Origin of the sequence: Cochleicola gelatinilyticus, assembly GCF_001637325.1 — a bacterium.
GTDB classification, from domain to species: domain Bacteria; phylum Bacteroidota; class Bacteroidia; order Flavobacteriales; family Flavobacteriaceae; genus Cochleicola; species Cochleicola gelatinilyticus.
The window spans coordinates 826,011-843,108 of the sequence record NZ_LRXL01000026.1; the positions used below are offsets into that span (position 1 = coordinate 826,011).

Annotated in this window: 16 protein-coding genes and 1 tRNA gene; 7 read left to right on the forward strand and 10 right to left on the reverse strand. The window is 35.2% G+C overall.

Going from position 1 to position 17,098, the window contains the following annotated elements; all coding sequences use genetic code 11:
- Positions 1 to 48: 48 nt before the first annotated feature.
- The gene (gene ybeY / locus ULVI_RS05755; RefSeq protein ID WP_068590619.1) at positions 49 to 486 is read right to left on the reverse strand and encodes an rRNA maturation RNase YbeY; all 438 of its coding nucleotides are present in this window, start codon (positions 484 to 486) and stop codon (positions 49 to 51) included.
- Positions 479 to 3,877 (reverse strand): DUF4175 family protein, encoded by a 3,399-nt coding sequence (locus ULVI_RS05760; protein ID WP_068590621.1) that lies wholly within the window; start codon positions 3,875 to 3,877, stop codon positions 479 to 481. Before ULVI_RS05760 ends, ybeY begins: the two co-directional genes overlap by 8 nt.
- A gap of 251 nt (positions 3,878 to 4,128) precedes the next feature.
- Here ULVI_RS05760 and gltX point away from each other — a divergent pair, with 251 nt between their 5' ends.
- Positions 4,129 to 5,643, forward strand: coding sequence for a glutamate--tRNA ligase (gltX, locus tag ULVI_RS05765; RefSeq protein ID WP_068590623.1), 1,515 nt, complete (start codon positions 4,129 to 4,131; stop codon positions 5,641 to 5,643).
- Between the two features lie 4 nt (positions 5,644 to 5,647).
- On the opposite strand, the gene ULVI_RS05770 is transcribed toward gltX, so the two are convergent.
- Positions 5,648 to 6,301 (reverse strand): porin family protein, encoded by a 654-nt coding sequence (locus ULVI_RS05770; protein ID WP_068590625.1) that lies wholly within the window; start codon positions 6,299 to 6,301, stop codon positions 5,648 to 5,650.
- 78 nt (positions 6,302 to 6,379) lie between these two features.
- On the opposite strand from ULVI_RS05770, the gene ULVI_RS05775 reads away from it, so the two are divergent.
- Entirely contained in the window at positions 6,380 to 7,381 is a 1,002-nt protein-coding gene (locus tag ULVI_RS05775) for an SPFH domain-containing protein (RefSeq protein WP_068590626.1), read from the forward strand.
- Between the two features lie 58 nt (positions 7,382 to 7,439).
- Here ULVI_RS05775 and ULVI_RS05780 read toward each other — a convergent pair whose 3' ends face one another.
- From ULVI_RS05780 to ULVI_RS05795, 4 genes are all read right to left on the reverse strand, one after another.
- Entirely contained in the window at positions 7,440 to 7,688 is a 249-nt protein-coding gene (locus tag ULVI_RS05780; RefSeq protein WP_068590628.1) for a DUF6327 family protein, read from the reverse strand.
- Positions 7,685 to 8,116 (reverse strand): hypothetical protein, encoded by a 432-nt coding sequence (locus ULVI_RS05785; protein WP_068590630.1) that lies wholly within the window; start codon positions 8,114 to 8,116, stop codon positions 7,685 to 7,687. Before ULVI_RS05785 ends, ULVI_RS05780 begins: the two co-directional genes overlap by 4 nt.
- A gap of 3 nt (positions 8,117 to 8,119) precedes the next feature.
- The gene (locus ULVI_RS05790) at positions 8,120 to 8,497 is read right to left on the reverse strand and encodes a YtxH domain-containing protein (RefSeq protein WP_068590632.1); all 378 of its coding nucleotides are present in this window, start codon (positions 8,495 to 8,497) and stop codon (positions 8,120 to 8,122) included.
- Positions 8,498 to 8,684: 187 nt separating this feature from the next.
- On the reverse strand, positions 8,685 to 10,367 hold the full coding sequence (locus ULVI_RS05795; protein ID WP_068590634.1) for a glutamine--tRNA ligase/YqeY domain fusion protein: 1,683 nt from the start codon (positions 10,365 to 10,367) through the stop codon (positions 8,685 to 8,687).
- Between the two features lie 94 nt (positions 10,368 to 10,461).
- On the opposite strand from ULVI_RS05795, the gene folB reads away from it, so the two are divergent.
- Both folB and ULVI_RS05805 read left to right on the forward strand, forming a co-directional pair.
- Positions 10,462 to 10,818 (forward strand): dihydroneopterin aldolase, encoded by a 357-nt coding sequence (folB, locus tag ULVI_RS05800; RefSeq protein ID WP_068590636.1) that lies wholly within the window; start codon positions 10,462 to 10,464, stop codon positions 10,816 to 10,818.
- Positions 10,819 to 10,890: 72 nt separating this feature from the next.
- Positions 10,891 to 10,961: transfer RNA gene (locus ULVI_RS05805), tRNA-Cys, on the forward strand.
- Positions 10,962 to 11,051: 90 nt separating this feature from the next.
- Here ULVI_RS05805 and ULVI_RS05810 read toward each other — a convergent pair.
- Genes ULVI_RS05810 through rnr form a run of 3 tightly spaced genes read right to left on the reverse strand, consistent with a single transcriptional unit; the run spans position 11,052 to position 14,777 of the window.
- Positions 11,052 to 11,768 carry a LysE family translocator gene (locus tag ULVI_RS05810; protein WP_068590638.1) on the reverse strand — a complete coding sequence of 239 codons (717 nt, stop codon included), beginning with the start codon at positions 11,766 to 11,768 and terminating at the stop codon, positions 11,052 to 11,054.
- Between the two features lie 55 nt (positions 11,769 to 11,823).
- Entirely contained in the window at positions 11,824 to 12,501 is a 678-nt protein-coding gene (locus tag ULVI_RS05815; RefSeq protein WP_068590640.1) for a head GIN domain-containing protein, read from the reverse strand.
- Between the two features lie 53 nt (positions 12,502 to 12,554).
- Positions 12,555 to 14,777, reverse strand: coding sequence for a ribonuclease R (rnr, locus tag ULVI_RS05820; protein WP_068590642.1), 2,223 nt, complete (start codon positions 14,775 to 14,777; stop codon positions 12,555 to 12,557).
- A gap of 118 nt (positions 14,778 to 14,895) precedes the next feature.
- Here rnr and ULVI_RS05825 point away from each other — a divergent pair, with 118 nt between their 5' ends.
- The 3 genes from ULVI_RS05825 (at position 14,896) to ULVI_RS05835 (ending at position 17,095) form a co-directional block, all read left to right on the forward strand.
- The gene (locus ULVI_RS05825) at positions 14,896 to 15,138 is read left to right on the forward strand and encodes a putative signal transducing protein (protein WP_068590644.1); all 243 of its coding nucleotides are present in this window, start codon (positions 14,896 to 14,898) and stop codon (positions 15,136 to 15,138) included.
- A 603-nt stretch (positions 15,139 to 15,741) separates the two neighbouring features.
- A complete protein-coding gene (gene rpiB, locus ULVI_RS05830; RefSeq protein WP_068590646.1) occupies positions 15,742 to 16,173 on the forward strand; it encodes a ribose 5-phosphate isomerase B in 432 nt (143 codons plus the stop codon).
- 10 nt (positions 16,174 to 16,183) lie between these two features.
- The gene (locus ULVI_RS05835; protein ID WP_068590648.1) at positions 16,184 to 17,095 is read left to right on the forward strand and encodes a cation diffusion facilitator family transporter; all 912 of its coding nucleotides are present in this window, start codon (positions 16,184 to 16,186) and stop codon (positions 17,093 to 17,095) included.
- The last annotated feature ends 3 nt before the right edge of the window (positions 17,096 to 17,098 follow it).

Here is a 17,098-nt window from a genome sequence, read left to right on the forward strand (position 1 = left end):
TACTGTAAATCAATTTGTTAATACTTTATTAAATTGACAATCAGACACTTATATAAGTTTTACTAGGCTTAAAGCCTTGTCTTCTCTCTTACGCATCTCTTTCACTTCAGTTTCAGATTTGTCTTTATAACCACAGTAATGTAGTATTCCATGGATTATTACGCGATGTAGTTCTTCTGTAAAAGAAGCATTGAATTCTTCCGCATTTTCCTTTACGCGTTCTATCGAAATATAAATTTCTCCGTTTATTTGATTTCCCAAGCTATAGTCGAAACTAATAATATCTGTCAACGTATCGTGCTCTAAAAATTTTACATTTAGGGAGTGTAAATATGCATCGTCACAAAATACATAGGTAATTTCTCCTTCTTCAAAACCTTCCGAAGAAATTACTTCAGAAATCCAAGCAGAAACGTCTTTCTTATTAAAAAGCGTAAAATCCCTATCCGATTCTTTGCTGTCTTCAGTAGTAAAAAAATTAATCATTTTTATTTTTAAAATATGTTTGAACCTTTTGCTTGTATTCCTGGCGCAAAGGTAGCGCCTCTCGGTTAAGAATTTCTGTAGTATTAAAATATTTTTTAATATCCTCGGGTGAAAGCCGCAACGTATTTTCAAAAGAATTTCGATTGGTTTGAGATTCTCTTTTTTCCTCTTGACCTTGTTCAAGATCGGCCTCTTTCAATTTTAATAATTCATAATTTAAATTCAACATTTCCTGAAGCGTTCGCTCATTAAATCCTTTATCTAACAATTGCTGTTCTACATTCTCCATATTTTTAAGCAAATCTCCTCCTTTACCCTTTAAGCCTTCTTTGCTTAATCGATCTTCTAATTGTTGTCTTAATTGTTGTTGTTGTTTGTAAATTTCAAAAAGTTCTCCATTCATTTCCTCATTACGACCTTCATTACCTTCCCCTTCTTTTTCGCCATTACGACCATTTTCTCCAGATTGTCCCTCTCCTTCGCCTTTACCATCTCCTTCTCCACTTTGACCTTCCCCACCTTGACCTTCACCTTCTTTTCCTTTTTCTCCTTGCTTTCCTTTTTCCATGCCTTCTTTCATTTGTTCAGAAAGGCTTTCTTGTTTCTTAATTATATCAGGTAGCTGGAATCCTTGCCCTTGTCCTTCACCCTCACCCTGTCCTTGACCACTTTTACCAGATCCTTGACCCATCATTTGCATTGCGTTTTGCATATTTTTTAAAAGATCACTTAATAGTACCGCAAGTTCATTAGCTCCAGTTACGGTATACTGTTGACTAGCTGTACCAGAACGCATCTGATTTTCAGCAAGACGCTCCATAGATTTATCTATGTTATAACTAACCTCTGTCAACGATTCATTAATCTTTTCACTTAAAAGAGGTTGCCGTAAGGATAATGTAAAAAGACTATCATCGATGTGCTGAAAATTTTGCTTGAGGTCGTTTTGAATATTCAATTTCCTTCCGAAAACAGGATTTCCATAATCTGTCTTTTTAAATTGTTCCATAAGGTCTTCCTGTTCAAAAGAAAACACTACTAAATTATCTAATATTTGACGTAACATCTCAACATCCTCATCGATCCCATCCATTTGCCCAGATTGCATTTGCGATTGCATTTGCTGACCCATTTGCTTCATTTTTTGTCCCGCTTTTTTTTGATTTTGTTTAGCGCCACTCGGACTTTGTCCTTTAAGCTTGTCGGTCGCCTTTTGTTGTTCGCTATCTACATCCTCTTCCCCTTTTTTGTCTTTAGGAATATCCATCGGCTCTTTTAGATCATCATTTTCCTTATCTAATTTCTCCTTTTCTTCTTTATAATCTTCAAATTTTTCATTTAATTCCTCTTGCTTCTCCTTTGTATTTTCATCCTCTGGCGCATCTGCCAACTTTTCTTGCTCTTCTCCTAGTTTAAAAAGGTCATCAGCTAGCTTCTCAGCCTTTTTAGTCACATAATAGCGCTTGGTAAGTTCAACCAATTGTTCTAAGTTCTTCTCTTGGTTCTTATTCTGTTTGGCAAGTCGTTCAAGCTTTTCGGTAAGGTCCTCCTTTTTAATTTTATCTTGAAGTCGTTCTAGTTCTTTTAAAAGTTTTTCGTTTTCATCAAGTTTCTTTTCGGTGTCTTCTAAACGCTTTTCTAATTGTTCTTTAAATGGGTCGTTCTCGTTGTTATTAGGTTGAAATTCTTCGAGGTTCTTTTTTAATTCCTTGGAGAAATTCTTCATCATCTCCTCTTGTTGCTTTTGTCGTTTTAAGAAATTATCGAGTTTCTTTTTATCGTTCCAGTTAAGTTCATTTTTTTCTTTCTGAAGCTTGGACAATTCTTCCAACTTTTTATCCTGATCTTTTAAGTTCTCTAATGTTTTATCTAACCCCTTTATAGAATTTTCTTGATCTTCAAGTTGTTTGTTTTCTTGTTCGTCTTTTGTTCTTTTTCTGAAAGAAAACACGCCAGATTTACTGGATTTAAAGTTGTGAATCGCATCGTTATCGAAAACCTCAAAATAATACTCGTAAGAAACACCGTCGGTTAACAGAAGCGTACCTGGAAACGAATACACAAATTGATCGAAATTAGTTTTGTTTAAAGGCAACGGAGCTACTTGTTTCTTTTCCTCTTCTCCCTGAGGAAAATACACCAATCGTAATTTTGTAAGTCCGTAATCATCACTAACACGACCTAAGAAATAAATGGTTTGATCGTCTAAACTGTCCTTTTTAGTCTCTACTTCAATTTCTGGATAGGCATCTTTAATCACTCCTAGTGTAAAGGAAAGGTTTTCGTAATCTTTTAACTTTTGGTTAGAAGTAGTTACAGCATAGTCTAACCTAGAATAGATTCCCTTCTTAAAATTGAAAGTTCTATCGGTTTCAGTAAATTGATAGGTACTATCTTTTGTTTTTAAAGCAACATTTGTAGTGTTTTTGGTTTGAACCTTCCAAGTAACGGTTGTTCCTTCGGGAATAGTAGCATTACCCGTACTTTTTAATGTTTCGTTTTGTTTTCCAGTATACCTCGGATATTTCAGAAATAATTCGAATCCAACAAGTGATGGTGTTTTTACAACCTCAATGCGATACGGTTTTGAAAGGACCTTATTAGCTTTCAATTGAAAGTCTATCGCTTCTGAAGGCTGTAAAAAAGTATATTCGAAATGTCCGGGAGTGGTTTGTTGTAAATAGTATGTTTCATTGTTATAGGAAATACTGGCGTTTTCAGGAATCGCAGTTCCTTCTGTCTTTACTTTTAGTGTAAAACTTTTATTTTCTATCGCATTCAGCTCTGAGTTTTCTACATAAAAAGTAAAAGGCGCCGGTGGTTCGTAGGCCGTATCATAATTTACTACCCGTTCGTAACTCGTTGAAAACAGATCTTTTTCGCCCAACACACTAAATAGTATAAAAATAACTACCGGAATCGCCGCATATTTCAAGTACTTCGCATTCTTCTTAAAATTTACTGCCATTTGAAAAGGAATAGGTTGCAAGTCTTCGGCCTTTTGATCGATGCTCGCTGCCAGTAACTCAGATTCTCGCTGATTCCTATTTAATTGAATGACATTTAATAATTTATCACTAACATTCGGAAAGTGATTCCCGATGATACGGGATGCTTCTTCGTGGCCAATGCCTTGTTGTAGTTTAAATAATTTTGCCAATGGGAAGGCTATAAACCGAACAAACAGTGCGGCTTCTACCAATACAAAAAGCCAGAATAGTACGGTGCGCCCCATAGGACTTAACCATAGAAAGTATTCAATAAGCAAGGTGATTAGAAAATAAAGGAGTCCGATCGCAAAAAAAAGAATGGTCCCTTTAATGAGTTCGTTGGTGTAATACTTTCTTATAAATTGTTCCAGCTTCTGCTGAATAATACTAAATGTGCTCATAACTATGTCTGGAAACGTTCGTACCGCTCTGAAACTACCAAATTACAATAATTTGTTCAGTAAACAGAATGTTAGAGAATGCGACTATCGTATCTCAAAAATTACTCCAAAAATATTCCCTTTAATTTTTATACATATTAGGGTACTATAAATGCTTTTCAACCTGATCTCGGTTCTTAGAATATACCATTTCTTATACATTATCACATTGATAATTCCTACCTTTGCGCCTTTAAAATAGGAAGTTTTTTATGGACCAACAAGTTAGAGTACGTTTTGCACCAAGTCCTACGGGACCTTTACATATTGGTGGAGTTAGAACCGCATTATTTAATTATTTATTTGCAAAAAAACACGGTGGGGATTTTATTCTTAGAATAGAAGACACCGATCAAACTCGATACGTTGCAGGTGCAGAAGAATATATTATAGAAGCCCTAAATTGGCTAGGACTTCCCTTCGATGAAGGTCCAGGAATAGGTGGTGATTTTGGTCCTTACCGTCAAAGTGAACGTAAAGAAATGTATCGTAACTATGCTGATACACTTATTAAAAGTGGACATGCGTACTATGCCTTTGATACTTCTGAAGCGTTAGATGCACACCGGAAAGATCACGAGGCAAAAGGAAAAACCTTCATATATAACTGGCACAACCGACTAAAACTTGAGAATTCGTTGGCGCTTTCTTCCGAAGAAACCCAAAAAAGACTTGATAACAACGATGCCTATGTAATTCGGTTTAAGACACCTGAAAACGAATCGCTTCCTTTAAAAGATATGATTCGTGGAGGCATGCAAATCGACACGAGCGTATTGGACGACAAAGTACTCTTTAAAAGTGATGGAATGCCAACCTACCACTTAGCAAATATTGTTGATGATCATTTAATGAAAATTACTCACGTAATTCGGGGGGAAGAATGGCTTCCTTCTTTGGCGTTGCATATCTTATTATACCGTGCTTTTGGATGGGATGCACCTAAATTTGCACACCTTCCGTTGATTATGAAACCCGTTGGAAAAGGAAAGTTAAGCAAACGGGATGGTGATAAAATGGGCTTTCCCGTGTTTCCGTTGCAATGGAAAACTGCAGAAGGAGAGTTGTACTCAGGATATCGTGAAGATGGATACTTACCCGAAGCTGTAGTTAATATGCTTGCGTTTCTAGGATGGAACCCTGGTACCGAACAAGAACTTTTCGCTTTGGAAGATCTCATTAAGGCCTTCGAATTGGATCGGGTGCATAAATCGGGTGCAAAATTTGATCCCGATAAAACAAAATGGTTTCAGCACCAATACCTTCAAACCATGGATGAAGGCGTTTTAGTGAAACAATTCGAATCGTATTTAAGTGACAAAGGTATTTCAACCACCAAAGATCTTGGTGTAATAGTTTCAATGCTAAAAGAACGTGCTACCTTTTTAGAGGATCTCTGGGAGCAGGGAAGTTTCTTTTTTGAACAACCCACCTCTTATGATGAGAAAGCTTCAAAAAAGGCGTTTAAAGAAGATACAGCAGACTTATTTACCGAACTTGTAGCAAAAATGAAGGCGATCGATGTTTTTTCTGCGGCAGACTTATCTTCAGAAATAAAAGGATGGATTACTGAAAAAGAAATTGGCTTCGGAAAAGTAATGATGCCACTTCGTTTGGCTCTGGTGGGTGAAATGAAGGGACCCGATGTGTTCGAAATCGCTTCCATTTTAGGGAAAGAAGAGACATTAACACGTATTGAAAATGCAATTCGGTTTATGAATTCGTAACTCCTTAAAAATACACATAGATAGCTAAAACAACATTCGAACTATTCCCTTTAAAATTTGATTCTTCAAGGTTTTTATCATTTAAACTATTGAACATATTATTAATACCATACTGGTATTGTGCACTAAGTCTTACATTTTCGATTCCTGCCATTATTCCTCCCACAGCATGGACATTAAAAGTACTTATATCTTGAATATCTTGGGTTCTAATCGTTGTATATCCGTCGATGATGTAGTCTTCGAATGATTCCGATTTTAAATTCATTTTTCCATTAACGTTAAGTACAGGACCGGCTTCAATGCTTAAGTGGTTTCGAATAATATTATAACTTCCCAGTACATTCAGCTGCACACCTTGAATTTGGTAATCGACAAATTGTGTGTTGAGTGCGTTGCTTGCTTTTATACCTAATTCCGAATTTGAAAAACTTATTCCGTAGAGAATATCGAACGATCCATAAAATTCACCTCGCGTTGTAAAACCAGCAACAAACCCTGTTCCTGACTCTGTTTCGAAATTAGGAGTCGTAATATTGTATATTGAAATCCCTCCATTGATACCTAAATGATTATATCCTCCATAATTGCGCTGAGCATTCAATGTTAGAATAAAGACACAAAAAAAGGTAACAAAAAGGAACGATTTAAGACTCATAGAGAGAAGGTTTGGGACCGCTAAAATAGCTTTATTTTTGTATCTTCAATCTTTTCTAACCACTAAAATATCGAACATATGAACTTTGGATTTATTTTTCTTATCCCCTTTATCATTCTCGGAATATTTATTTTATTTTCTGGAATTTTTACCGTTAAGCAACAGACTGCTGCTCTTATAGAACGTTTCGGTAAGTTTCAAAGCACTCGTAACTCGGGCCTTCATTTTAAAATTCCAGTCTTCGATAGAATTGCAGGGCGTATCAATTTAAAAATTCAACAGTTAGATGTTATTGTTGAAACTAAGACTAAAGATGATGTATTTGTACGCTTAAAAATATCGGTGCAATTTCAAGTGTTAAAAGCTAAGGTCTATGATGCATTTTATAAGCTTGAAAATCCGCACGATCAGATCACTTCGTATGTTTTTGATGTGGTTCGTGCAGAAGTTCCTAAAATGAAGTTAGATGACGTCTTTGAACGTAAAGACGATGTTGCAATCGCGGTAAAACAAGAATTAAATGAAGCTATGTCTGATTATGGATATGACATCATTAAAACTCTTGTAACAGATATTGATCCAGACGTACAAGTAAAGGCAGCTATGAACCGAATTAATGCCGCAGAGCGTGAAAAAGTTGCTGCCGAATTTGAAGCGGAAGCTGAACGTATTAAGATTGTAGCTAAAGCTAGAGCGGAAGCAGAAAGTAAACGATTACAAGGGCAGGGTATTGCTGACCAACGTAGAGAAATTGCACGTGGATTAGAGGAAAGTGTAGATGTTTTAAATAACGTAGGGATTAATTCGCAAGAAGCTTCTGCTTTAATCGTAGTGACACAACATTACGATACGTTGCAATCTATTGGTGAGGAAACCAATACGAACCTTATCTTACTTCCTAACTCTCCTCAGGCGGGAAGTAATATGCTGAACGACATGATTGCTTCTTTTGTAGCAAGCAACCAGATTGGTGAACAGATGAAAAAAGAAAACGAGGCACGGGGTATTGGTAAACCAAAACGGAAAAAACGCACCCCACCACCAACCTCTCCTTTGGACGATAGTGATATTGATTACTAACTTTTATAAACTTAAAAACCCGCTAGATTAGCGGGTTTTTTGTGTTCTTTAAATACTTTTATTCTTCGTATTCTTCTTTTTTAACTGGTTTCATTCCTACCAACCAATCTACAGCCTTGTACACAAATGCTTTCTTGGCAACTGCTCCAATTGTGCTTGCTATCATATTCATTGGTGAAAGAGATTCTTTAAAAGAATCTTTCGTATGATGTAAACCCAACTTTAATTCTTCTTGATCTATTTGAGATTTAAGTTTCAAATATTTTAAATCGCGGTTTATTTCGTCAAAAGAAGTATAGGTTTTCATGACAATTTCTTTTCATTAGTAAGAGTTTCGGAATAACTATTTAATTCTTCTTCAGCAGCTTCTTTAGGAGTTAAATCGTTTTCGTCGTATAACAACTTAGAAAATTTTATTAATAAATTCTTCTCGATTAAAGGTCTTCCGAAGATAAATAATAGAAGTAATATAATTCCGTAAAAAGCGCCTACTATAAAGAATCCGTAAGAAACTTTTCCTAATTCGTTTCCTATAAGAAATGCTGCTGCTATTGAGATGAACAATAGTACAAATAGAAAGATACTTCCAAAAATTAATAGATTAACTAGCGAAATTGCACCCTTCATCGTAGACTTGAACAGGAGGAGTTTATAATACTCCGCCATGCTCTCTATATAGTCTTGCGTCTTGGTGCTAACGCCTTTAATATTTTCAGAAATAGTTTCGAATGCCATAAATTACGCAGTTGCCTTTTTAGCTGTTGTCTTTACCTGTTCTTTAGCAACTTCTTTTTGTAATTTAGAATTTTGCTTACGCAATGCTTCTAGTTTATCTTCCATTGCTAATAGAATATCGTCCGCTTTATAACTTGCTGAAGATAAAGTGCTTTCTAATTTTTGTTCGAAATTTAAGCGTGCTTTTTGTGCTTTATCACTTAAATTGCTTGAAGTTTCTTTTACTTGCTTATCCAGCTTTTTTCGCGCTTTCTTAGCTTCTTTACTAATAGTGTTTCTTGTTTTAGACCCTTTTTCTGGAGCATAAAGAATTCCTATTCCTGCTCCAATTGCTGCTCCTGTGAGTAGTGCTAAAAGTGTTTGTCCGGTATTAGATGCCATGATTTTTTCGTTTTTAAATTATTACTAGTTGTTATGCTAACAAAGTTACTTCTAAACCTATGAGGTCGTTGTTAATAACCGGTTAATAGTTGATTTACAACACATAAAGTTATCTTAAAATGGTCTATATTTAGCCAATTTCAGTTAATTACAGAACTGTAAATCTTAAAAAACGAGTAGTTAAGAATTAATCTTCAGCAATCTTCTTCCAAGAGTCTCGAAGTGGTACAGTACGATTAAAAATAATTGAATTGCTCGTGGAGTCTTTATCAACTACGAAATACCCCAAACGTTGAAACTGAACTTTATCTTCTGGCCGAAGTTCTTTTAGACTTGGCTCAGCATATCCAGTAATCACCTCTAAAGAGTTAGGATTTATAAATTCCATAAAATCTTTTTCTTTATGAGTATCTGGAGAAGCTTCCGTAAACAAGCGATCGTATAAACGAACTTCTACAGGAAGTGCATGTTCGGCAGAAACCCAATGCAATGTACCTTTAACCTTACGCATAGAAGCTTCAGTACCGCTTCCACTTTTACTATCGGGATCGTAGGTACAGTGGATCTCGGTTATATTTCCTTCTGCATCTTTTACAACAGATTCTCCTTTAATGATGTATCCATTTTTTAGTCGTACTTCTCTTCCTAACGATAATCTAAAATATTTTCGATTTGCCTCTTCTTTAAAATCATTTCTTTCAATAAAAAGATTTTTCGAAAAAGGAACTTGTCGGCTACCAGCATTTTCATCTTCTTGATTATTTTCAGCTTCCAACCATTCTGTTTCTCCTTCAGGATAATTGTCGATCACTAGTTTAACAGGATCTAAAACTACCATAACACGATCTGCTTTTTTATTAAGATCTTCACGAATGTTGTATTCTAAGTGAGAAACATCGATTAAATTTTCTCGTTTTCCTACACCAATACTGTCGGCAAAATTTCGAATAGAAGCTGGTGTATACCCTCTTCTTCTTAAACCAGAAATCGTTGGCATTCTAGGGTCGTCCCATCCTGTAACAACACCTTCTTCAACCAATCGTGCCAACTTACGTTTGCTAACGACAGTATGACTTAGATTTCTACGTGCAAATTCTCGTTGCTTAGGGCGTATTTTATCGTTACTATACACTTGGTCTAAAAACCAGTTATAAAGCTCTCTATGGGGTAGAAACTCAAGCGTACAGAATGAGTGTGTCACTTGCTCGATATAATCACTTTCGCCGTGGGTCCAATCGTACATCGGGAAGATTTTCCAATCGGTTCCAGTTCGGTGATGGCTTTTATGAAGGGATCGGTACATTACAGGATCCCGCATAAGCATGTTTCCAGAAGACATATCGATCTTTGCTCTTAGAACATGTGCTCCCTCAGCCGCTGTACCATTTTTCATTTGCTCAAACAGCTCGAGGCTTTCTTCAATAGGTCTGTTTCTGAAAGGACTATTTGTACCAGGTGATGTCGGGGTTCCTTTTTGCTCTGCAATAGCTATAGATGTTTGCGAATCTACATATGCTTTTCCGTCTTTAATTAACTGAACTGCCCAATCGTATAATTGCTGAAAATAATCTGAAGCATAGCGTTCTTCAGCCCATTTGAAGCCCAACCATTCGATATCTGTTTTTATAGCATCAACAAATTCTTGTTCTTCTTTAGCTGGATTGGTATCATCGAAACGAAGATTTACGGGAGCGTCGTATTTTAAACCCAACCCGAAATTTAAACAGATTGACGATGCATGCCCAATATGTAAATATCCGTTAGGTTCTGGTGGAAAACGAAATCTAAGATCGTCTATACCATGTGTACTACTAAGATCATCTTCTATTATATGCTCAATAAAATTCAGCGATTCTTTCTCTTCAGACATAAATTTAGTGTTGTAAAACAATTAAAAATTGATTCCTTTAAACATACAGTTCCCCAATAAATAACGGATTTGTATCTTTGCAAAAATAGTTGAAATGAGTACGATACGCTTAAAAAATATTAAAATATATGCGCACCATGGTTGTTTGGTAGAAGAGGAAAAAATTGGATCGGATTATCTCGTTAATCTTTCGATAAAAGCGGATTTAATTAAGCCTGCCACTACCGATACCCTTAGCGATACAGTAGATTATGTGCATCTACAGAAGATTGTTCGTGAAGAAATGGCTATCCGTTCAAAACTATTAGAACATGTGGGTCAACGAATTATAGATAGTGTCTTTGCGCAAATTGCTATGGTTGATATGGTGAAAGTAACCGTTTCAAAAATTAATCCACCCATAGGCGGAGATGTGGCTGAAGTATCGGTTACAATGAAATCTGAACGGTAAATGCGTTTTTATAGGAATTTATAGTTTAATCTTTTTATATTTGCCCTCGCATAAGAATTTTGTGCACACATTGGCATCATGGCCGAGTGGCTAGGCAGAGGTCTGCAAAACCTTCTACAGCGGTTCGAATCCGCTTGATGCCTCTAAAAAACCTTCAACATTTTGTTGAGGGTTTTTTTATTTTATAGTACTCGTAGTAAATAATTTACCCTGTTATATCTCTCAAGAAATTATTATTCTACAGGTGCTTCAATTGGTGGAATGGGTTTTTCTATAGGAAGGGTGGGTTGTGGAATTTTCTCTAATTCAGCATTTATTCTGTTCGGAAAAATTCCTTGCAACAGCATGGTAACTCCGAAAATCATAATTAAAATACTTACCCACTTTTTTGTTTTTACCGTGAAGCGGGGTGTCATTTTATTTTTAAGTTTTTTTGCCAACGAAATTTTTAAAATATCGGTAGTGATAAAAACAACTAATACCGTAGTGATAAAATAAAATACACCATTTTCTGAAGTAGCGTGAGCATTGGCTAAAATGATCATCCCAATCCACCCGGCAAGTACACCAAAGTTGACAAAATTTAGAAAAAAACCTTTCAAAAATAAGCTACCTAAATTTTTCTTTACTTGAATGGCATGATGCTCTCGTACAATCTTGAATAATGAGCGATGTGTTCTTATATAGGAAATTATTCCGTAAGCAATTAATAATCCACCCCCAAAGATGAGTAGTGCAGGATCGTTTTTAACTCGGTCTAATAATTTGGTGGTACTAAAGTAGGCAATAAGAATAAAGATGATATCGGCAAAAATTGCACCTCCGTCGAATGCAATCCCCGCTCTAAATCCTTTTGTAATACTTGTCTCTATAAGTGTAAAAAAGACGGGGCCCACGGCAAAAGCCATGATAAAACCATAAAATGCTGCAAAAAGAAAACCATCGAACATAGAAAGTAAAAGTACAAATTCCCTTATTTCTGTTCGATGGTTTTAGAAATTAATTCTACTCGATAACCTCTATAATTTTTCCACCTGCGAATTTCCTTTCATCTAATTCTCTCGGGTTACCATAGACAGTTACTTTACCACCTGCGGTAATACGAATTGTTGCCTTATCTGTAGCATGAATTTCTGCTTCTCCAGCAGCTGTAATTCTAACATCGGTATCTTTTGTTTTAAGATCAGGACCTTTAAATATACCGCCAGTATTTAGTTTTATTTCCTGTTTGGTTGCAAGACCAGTTGCCTCCACTATTCCCCCAGACACCGCTTTAATTTTTGTGTAATTAACTTGTAATCCTACACGGATCATTGCACCCTCCTGGGCTCGTAATTCGATATTGTTTTGCTGAATTGCTTCATTCGTGACGATTTTAGCTCCTTCATTAGCATCGATAATTTTAATTTTCTTATAAAAGACTTCAACAAACGTTTTGTTTCCGTCGAACCGCTCTTCTAATTCCATACGAAGTTTCAATGTTCCGTCTTCATTAATAATTTTTACCGATTGGGTATTATCCCCCTTAATCACAACTTTATTTGTTTCCGAAGCAATTAAATTAACTTCAATAAGGTCGAAAACTTTTATTTCAGAAAAATCTCCTACTTCCTTTTCTACAGTTGTTTGTGCAAATGTTGAATAAGAAATAACTAAAGCGCATACTAGTCCAAATAATTTCATCTTGTTATCTTTTATATTTCTTTAAAGAGTCAGCTGTATATAAAATGTTACACTTAGTTTTCAATTTCGTCCCGATGTCCTAACATGGTAAAATCTAAATGTTTTCGTACTAGATCTGCATTCTTCACTTTTACATATACTTCATCACCCAGTGTATATGTTTTTTTAGATTTCTGACCAACCACTGCATACTCTTCTTGAATAAATTGATAATGATCATCCCGAAGGTCCTGTATACGCACCATTCCTTCGCATTTATTTTTCATGATTTCAATATAAATTCCCCAATCGGTCACTCCAGAGATCACTCCTACGAATTCTTCATCCTGGTGATCTTGCATGTACTTTACCTGCATGTATTTAATACTATCACGTTCGGCGTTGGAGGCAAGATTTTCCATGTCACTACTATGTGCACATCTGTCTTCGTATTTATCTTGCTTGGCAGAGGATTTTCCATCTAAATATCGTTGCAATAGACGGTGTACCATTACATCTGGATACCTTCTAATGGGCGATGTGAAGTGAGTATAATAATCGAATGCCAGTCCGTAGTGCCCAATATTATTAGTGGTATATACGGCTTTGCTCATGCTTCGAATCGCAAGGGTATCGATTAAATTTTGTTCTTTTTTACCTTGAACATCACTAAGTAATTTATTTAATGAAGTTGCTGTACTATTTTTATCCTTGGTATTTAATTTATATCCAAATTGTTTGATGATATTTTCTAAAGCAGCAATTTTTTCATCATCTGGTTCGTCGTGAACGCGGTAAACAAAGGTTTTACTTTCTCCTTCTTTCGATTTCTTTTTACCAATAAATTCTGCTACACTTCGGTTGGCTAATAGCATAAATTCTTCAATAAGTTTATTAGCATCTTTACTTTCTTTAAAATAGACACCATCGGGATTTCCGTTGTCACTTAAAATAAATTTCACTTCTACTTTATCGAAAGAAATTGCTCCCTGCCGCATTCTGTTTGTACGCAAAATTTTAGCCAAACGATCCATTTCAAGAATAGCTTCACCAATGGATTTATCTACATGGTAAGCTTTATCGGTAATGCTTATTTCTGAAGGAATTAAATAAGAACTATCCTTCGGATTCTCGATAATATGTTGTGCTTCTTCGTAAGCAAAACGAGCATCACTGTACGTTACGGTTCTTCCGAACCATTTATCTACAACCTCTGCTTTATCATTCATTTCGAAAACGGCAGAAAAAGTATACTTTTCTTCATGAGGGCGCAGAGAACATGCTCCATTAGAAAGAATTTCTGGTAACATCGGTACTACTCTATCTACAAGATATACAGAAGTAGCACGTTCATACGCTTCATCATCAAGTATAGTTCCCGGTTTAAGGTAATGAGAAACATCGGCAATATGGATTCCTATTTCGTAATTTCCATTTTCTAATTTTTCGAACGAAAGTGCATCATCGAAATCTTTCGCATCTTTCGGATCTATAGTAAAAGTGAGCGTTTTCCGCATGTCGCGGCGCTTCTTAATTTCTTCAGAATGTATTTTTGTGTCTAGTGTATTAGCATATTCTTCCACTTCTGGAGGAAACTCGTAGGGCAGTCCGTATTGCGCTAAAATAGAATGGATTTCTGTATTATGTTCTCCAGGCATTCCCAGAACTTTAAGAACACGTCCAAATGGGGAATCAGCTTTTTCGGGCCAGTCTTCCATTTCAACCAATACTATTTCGCCATTTTTTGCACCATTAATTTTTCCTTTCGGAATAAAAATATCGGTATGCATTTTATGATCGGTACTGTTCATAAAAGCAAAATTTTCTTGTACATCTATAGTACCAACAAATTCGGTCTTTTTCCGTTCGATGATTTGCGTAATTTCACCTTCAGTTTTTCCTCCTTTTTTACGTTTAAATACATATACCTCTACAGTATCTCCATGCAAGGCTTTATTTAAATTTTTATTGCTTACAAAAATATCGTTTTCTAGATCGTCAACAATAATATATCCTTGTCCGCGGCCTGCAATATCTACACGACCCGTATAATAATTTTGCGAAGGTGTTAATATAAATTTTCCTCTTTCGAGTTCTTTAATTGTTCCTTTTCCCTGAAGCTCTTTTAATTTTTTTATGATCTGGTTTCTACTACTGGGATCATCTACACCAAGCTTTGCCGCAATTTGTTTGTAGTTATAAGGGGCAGCGTGGTCTTTTCTGAAGATTTTTAAAATACTCTGGGTTAAGCCTTCTATTTTATTATTTGATTTTTTCTTTCTTTTGTGTTTGGGCATAATTGTTTATTAAGTACGGTAAAAGTAACGTTTCTACGGTAATGTGATAGGCTTATTAGGAAAGATTTAGTACCTTAGAAATAAGGATAACAGTAGGTTAATAATTCTGAAACACCTTATGAAACATTTTAAAACCATCGCATTTTTTACATTTCCAAGTGAGTACGCAGTGTTAAAATTATTGCTAGAGCAACACGAGATTCGTTTTGTTTTTTTAAATGAAACTATGATTGGTGTTCTTCCGTTTCATTCTAATGCATTTGGAGGAATTCGCCTTCAAGTACATGAAGAAGATATTTCAGCTGCTCAAAAAATACTTCGCGATCTTGACGGAAGATCAGATACTTTAAAGATTGTATAATCCTGTTTTTTATTTCAGAAGAATATATTTTTTTTAAAATAAATTACTCAAATAACACTTATCAACAACTATAACATAATCCACCTTTCTTTTTTTAAAATTTAAAATAAAAATGATGTTGATTATGGTGTGTTAATAGCTGGCATAACTTTTTATGAATTTGTTTTTAATTAAAGTTATGGTTCCTTTTTATAGGGTTATTAACAAGATATAAGAATGTATTTCTATTGATAGATAAGATTTTAAAGAAGGTAATTAACAACTGTCGATAACCGTTGTTGACAACACATTTTTAATAAATAGTTTTCAATTATGTGTTAGGAAGACATAAAATTTATTCTATAACTTAGCTACAAATCGATGGGTTAAAATTAGGTTTCTAATTAAAATTTTTAAAACAAGAATTAGATTGTGATATGCAACTTTTTTTATGGTTTTTAAATGAACAACTATCAACACAGTTGTTAACTAAATGTTACAATAATGTTCACTGAGTTTAAAGAATTGAAAATCAGATTTATTTTATTTCACATTCACAGAATGTTATAAACCATTCCTTAATATATATTGAAGAACGAGTATATTTGCACAAAATCAGCACACATGAAATTAGCTATCGGAAATGACCACGCAGGAACAGATTATAAAAATACCATAGTCGACTATTTAACTTCACAAGGGCATGAAGTAAAAAATTATGGAACCGACTCTGAAGAAAGTGTGGATTACCCAGATTTTGTACACCCAGTCGCCACTGATGTAGAAAAAGGTAATGCAGATTTCGGAATAATTATCTGCGGAAGTGGAAATGGTGCAAACATGACAGCTAATAAACATCAAAAAGTGCGTTCTGCATTATGTTGGACAAAAGAAATTACAGCCTTAGCACGAGAGCATAACGATGCAAATGTATTAAGTATCCCAGCACGTTTTACAAGTGAACCGCAAGCCTTAGAAATGGTAAAAACCTTCCTAGAAACTTCTTTCGAAGGAGGCCGTCACCAGCGGAGAGTAGATAAAATTGCCTGCTCTTAATTCCTTTACAATGGATCATCAACATACTCATATACACTCCCACGCAGATCTAAAAGGGAGAAAACTGTTATTGTCTATATTTTTAAATATTATTATCACAGTCGCCCAGATAATTGGTGGAATTATCTCTGGGAGTCTTTCATTATTAAGTGACGCGTTACATAATTTTAGTGATGTGCTTTCTCTTACGGTAAGTTATGTTGCAGATAAATATGCTAAAAAAGAAGCGTCTTTCGATAAAACATTTGGGTACAAACGCGCCGAAATAATTGCTGCTTTTGTAAATGCCGCCTCTTTACTTATAGTAGCAGTTTATTTAATTTATGAAGCTGTTATTCGATTCATGAATCCGCTGCCTATCGAAAGCGGCATTGTTATTTGGTTGGCCATGTTGGGTATATTAGCAAATGGATTTAGTGTATTATTACTTCGGAAGGATTCTAAAGAAAACATGAACATGCGTTCTGCATACCTCCACCTTTTTACAGACATGTCTGCATCGGTAGCAGTATTAGCAGGTGGTTTTTTAATGAAATATTTCGGGTGGTTTTGGATAGATAGCGTATTAACTGTTTTAATAGCATTGTATTTGTTGGTTATGGGAACTTCATTACTAAAATCATCCTATAAAATATTAATGCTATTCACACCAGACGACGTAAATCTAGAACATATACGCAATGCAATTTCTACATTTCCGCACATTAAAAACGTACACCACATGCATATATGGCAACTGAATGAACAAGAAACACATTTAGAAGCACATATAGATTTTTCTAAAGATATTAAACTATCAGAATTCGATGCTATCTTAGACGATGTGGAAGAAATGTTATACGATAACTTCGGAATAAATCACGTAAACATTCAACCTGAATATCAAAAGGATGATGCTAAAGATGTGATCGTTCAAGACTAAAAT

What these genes read in the sequence shown, in the direction of transcription:
- ybeY (WP_068590619.1), bottom strand. Translation starts at nt 486, where the DNA reads ATGATTAATTTTTTTACTACTGAAGACAGCAAAGAATCGGATAGGGAT.
- ULVI_RS05760 (WP_068590621.1), bottom strand. Translation starts at nt 3,877, where the DNA reads ATGAGCACATTTAGTATTATTCAGCAGAAGCTGGAACAATTTATAAGA.
- gltX (WP_068590623.1), top strand. Translation starts at nt 4,129, where the DNA reads ATGGACCAACAAGTTAGAGTACGTTTTGCACCAAGTCCTACGGGACCT.
- ULVI_RS05770 (WP_068590625.1), bottom strand. Translation starts at nt 6,301, where the DNA reads ATGAGTCTTAAATCGTTCCTTTTTGTTACCTTTTTTTGTGTCTTTATT.
- ULVI_RS05775 (WP_068590626.1), top strand. Translation starts at nt 6,380, where the DNA reads ATGAACTTTGGATTTATTTTTCTTATCCCCTTTATCATTCTCGGAATA.
- ULVI_RS05780 (WP_068590628.1), bottom strand. Translation starts at nt 7,688, where the DNA reads ATGAAAACCTATACTTCTTTTGACGAAATAAACCGCGATTTAAAATAT.
- ULVI_RS05785 (WP_068590630.1), bottom strand. Translation starts at nt 8,116, where the DNA reads ATGGCATTCGAAACTATTTCTGAAAATATTAAAGGCGTTAGCACCAAG.
- ULVI_RS05790 (WP_068590632.1), bottom strand. Translation starts at nt 8,497, where the DNA reads ATGGCATCTAATACCGGACAAACACTTTTAGCACTACTCACAGGAGCA.
- ULVI_RS05795 (WP_068590634.1), bottom strand. Translation starts at nt 10,367, where the DNA reads ATGTCTGAAGAGAAAGAATCGCTGAATTTTATTGAGCATATAATAGAA.
- folB (WP_068590636.1), top strand. Translation starts at nt 10,462, where the DNA reads ATGAGTACGATACGCTTAAAAAATATTAAAATATATGCGCACCATGGT.
- ULVI_RS05810 (WP_068590638.1), bottom strand. Translation starts at nt 11,768, where the DNA reads ATGTTCGATGGTTTTCTTTTTGCAGCATTTTATGGTTTTATCATGGCT.
- ULVI_RS05815 (WP_068590640.1), bottom strand. Translation starts at nt 12,501, where the DNA reads ATGAAATTATTTGGACTAGTATGCGCTTTAGTTATTTCTTATTCAACA.
- rnr (WP_068590642.1), bottom strand. Translation starts at nt 14,777, where the DNA reads ATGCCCAAACACAAAAGAAAGAAAAAATCAAATAATAAAATAGAAGGC.
- ULVI_RS05825 (WP_068590644.1), top strand. Translation starts at nt 14,896, where the DNA reads ATGAAACATTTTAAAACCATCGCATTTTTTACATTTCCAAGTGAGTAC.
- rpiB (WP_068590646.1), top strand. Translation starts at nt 15,742, where the DNA reads ATGAAATTAGCTATCGGAAATGACCACGCAGGAACAGATTATAAAAAT.
- ULVI_RS05835 (WP_068590648.1), top strand. Translation starts at nt 16,184, where the DNA reads ATGGATCATCAACATACTCATATACACTCCCACGCAGATCTAAAAGGG.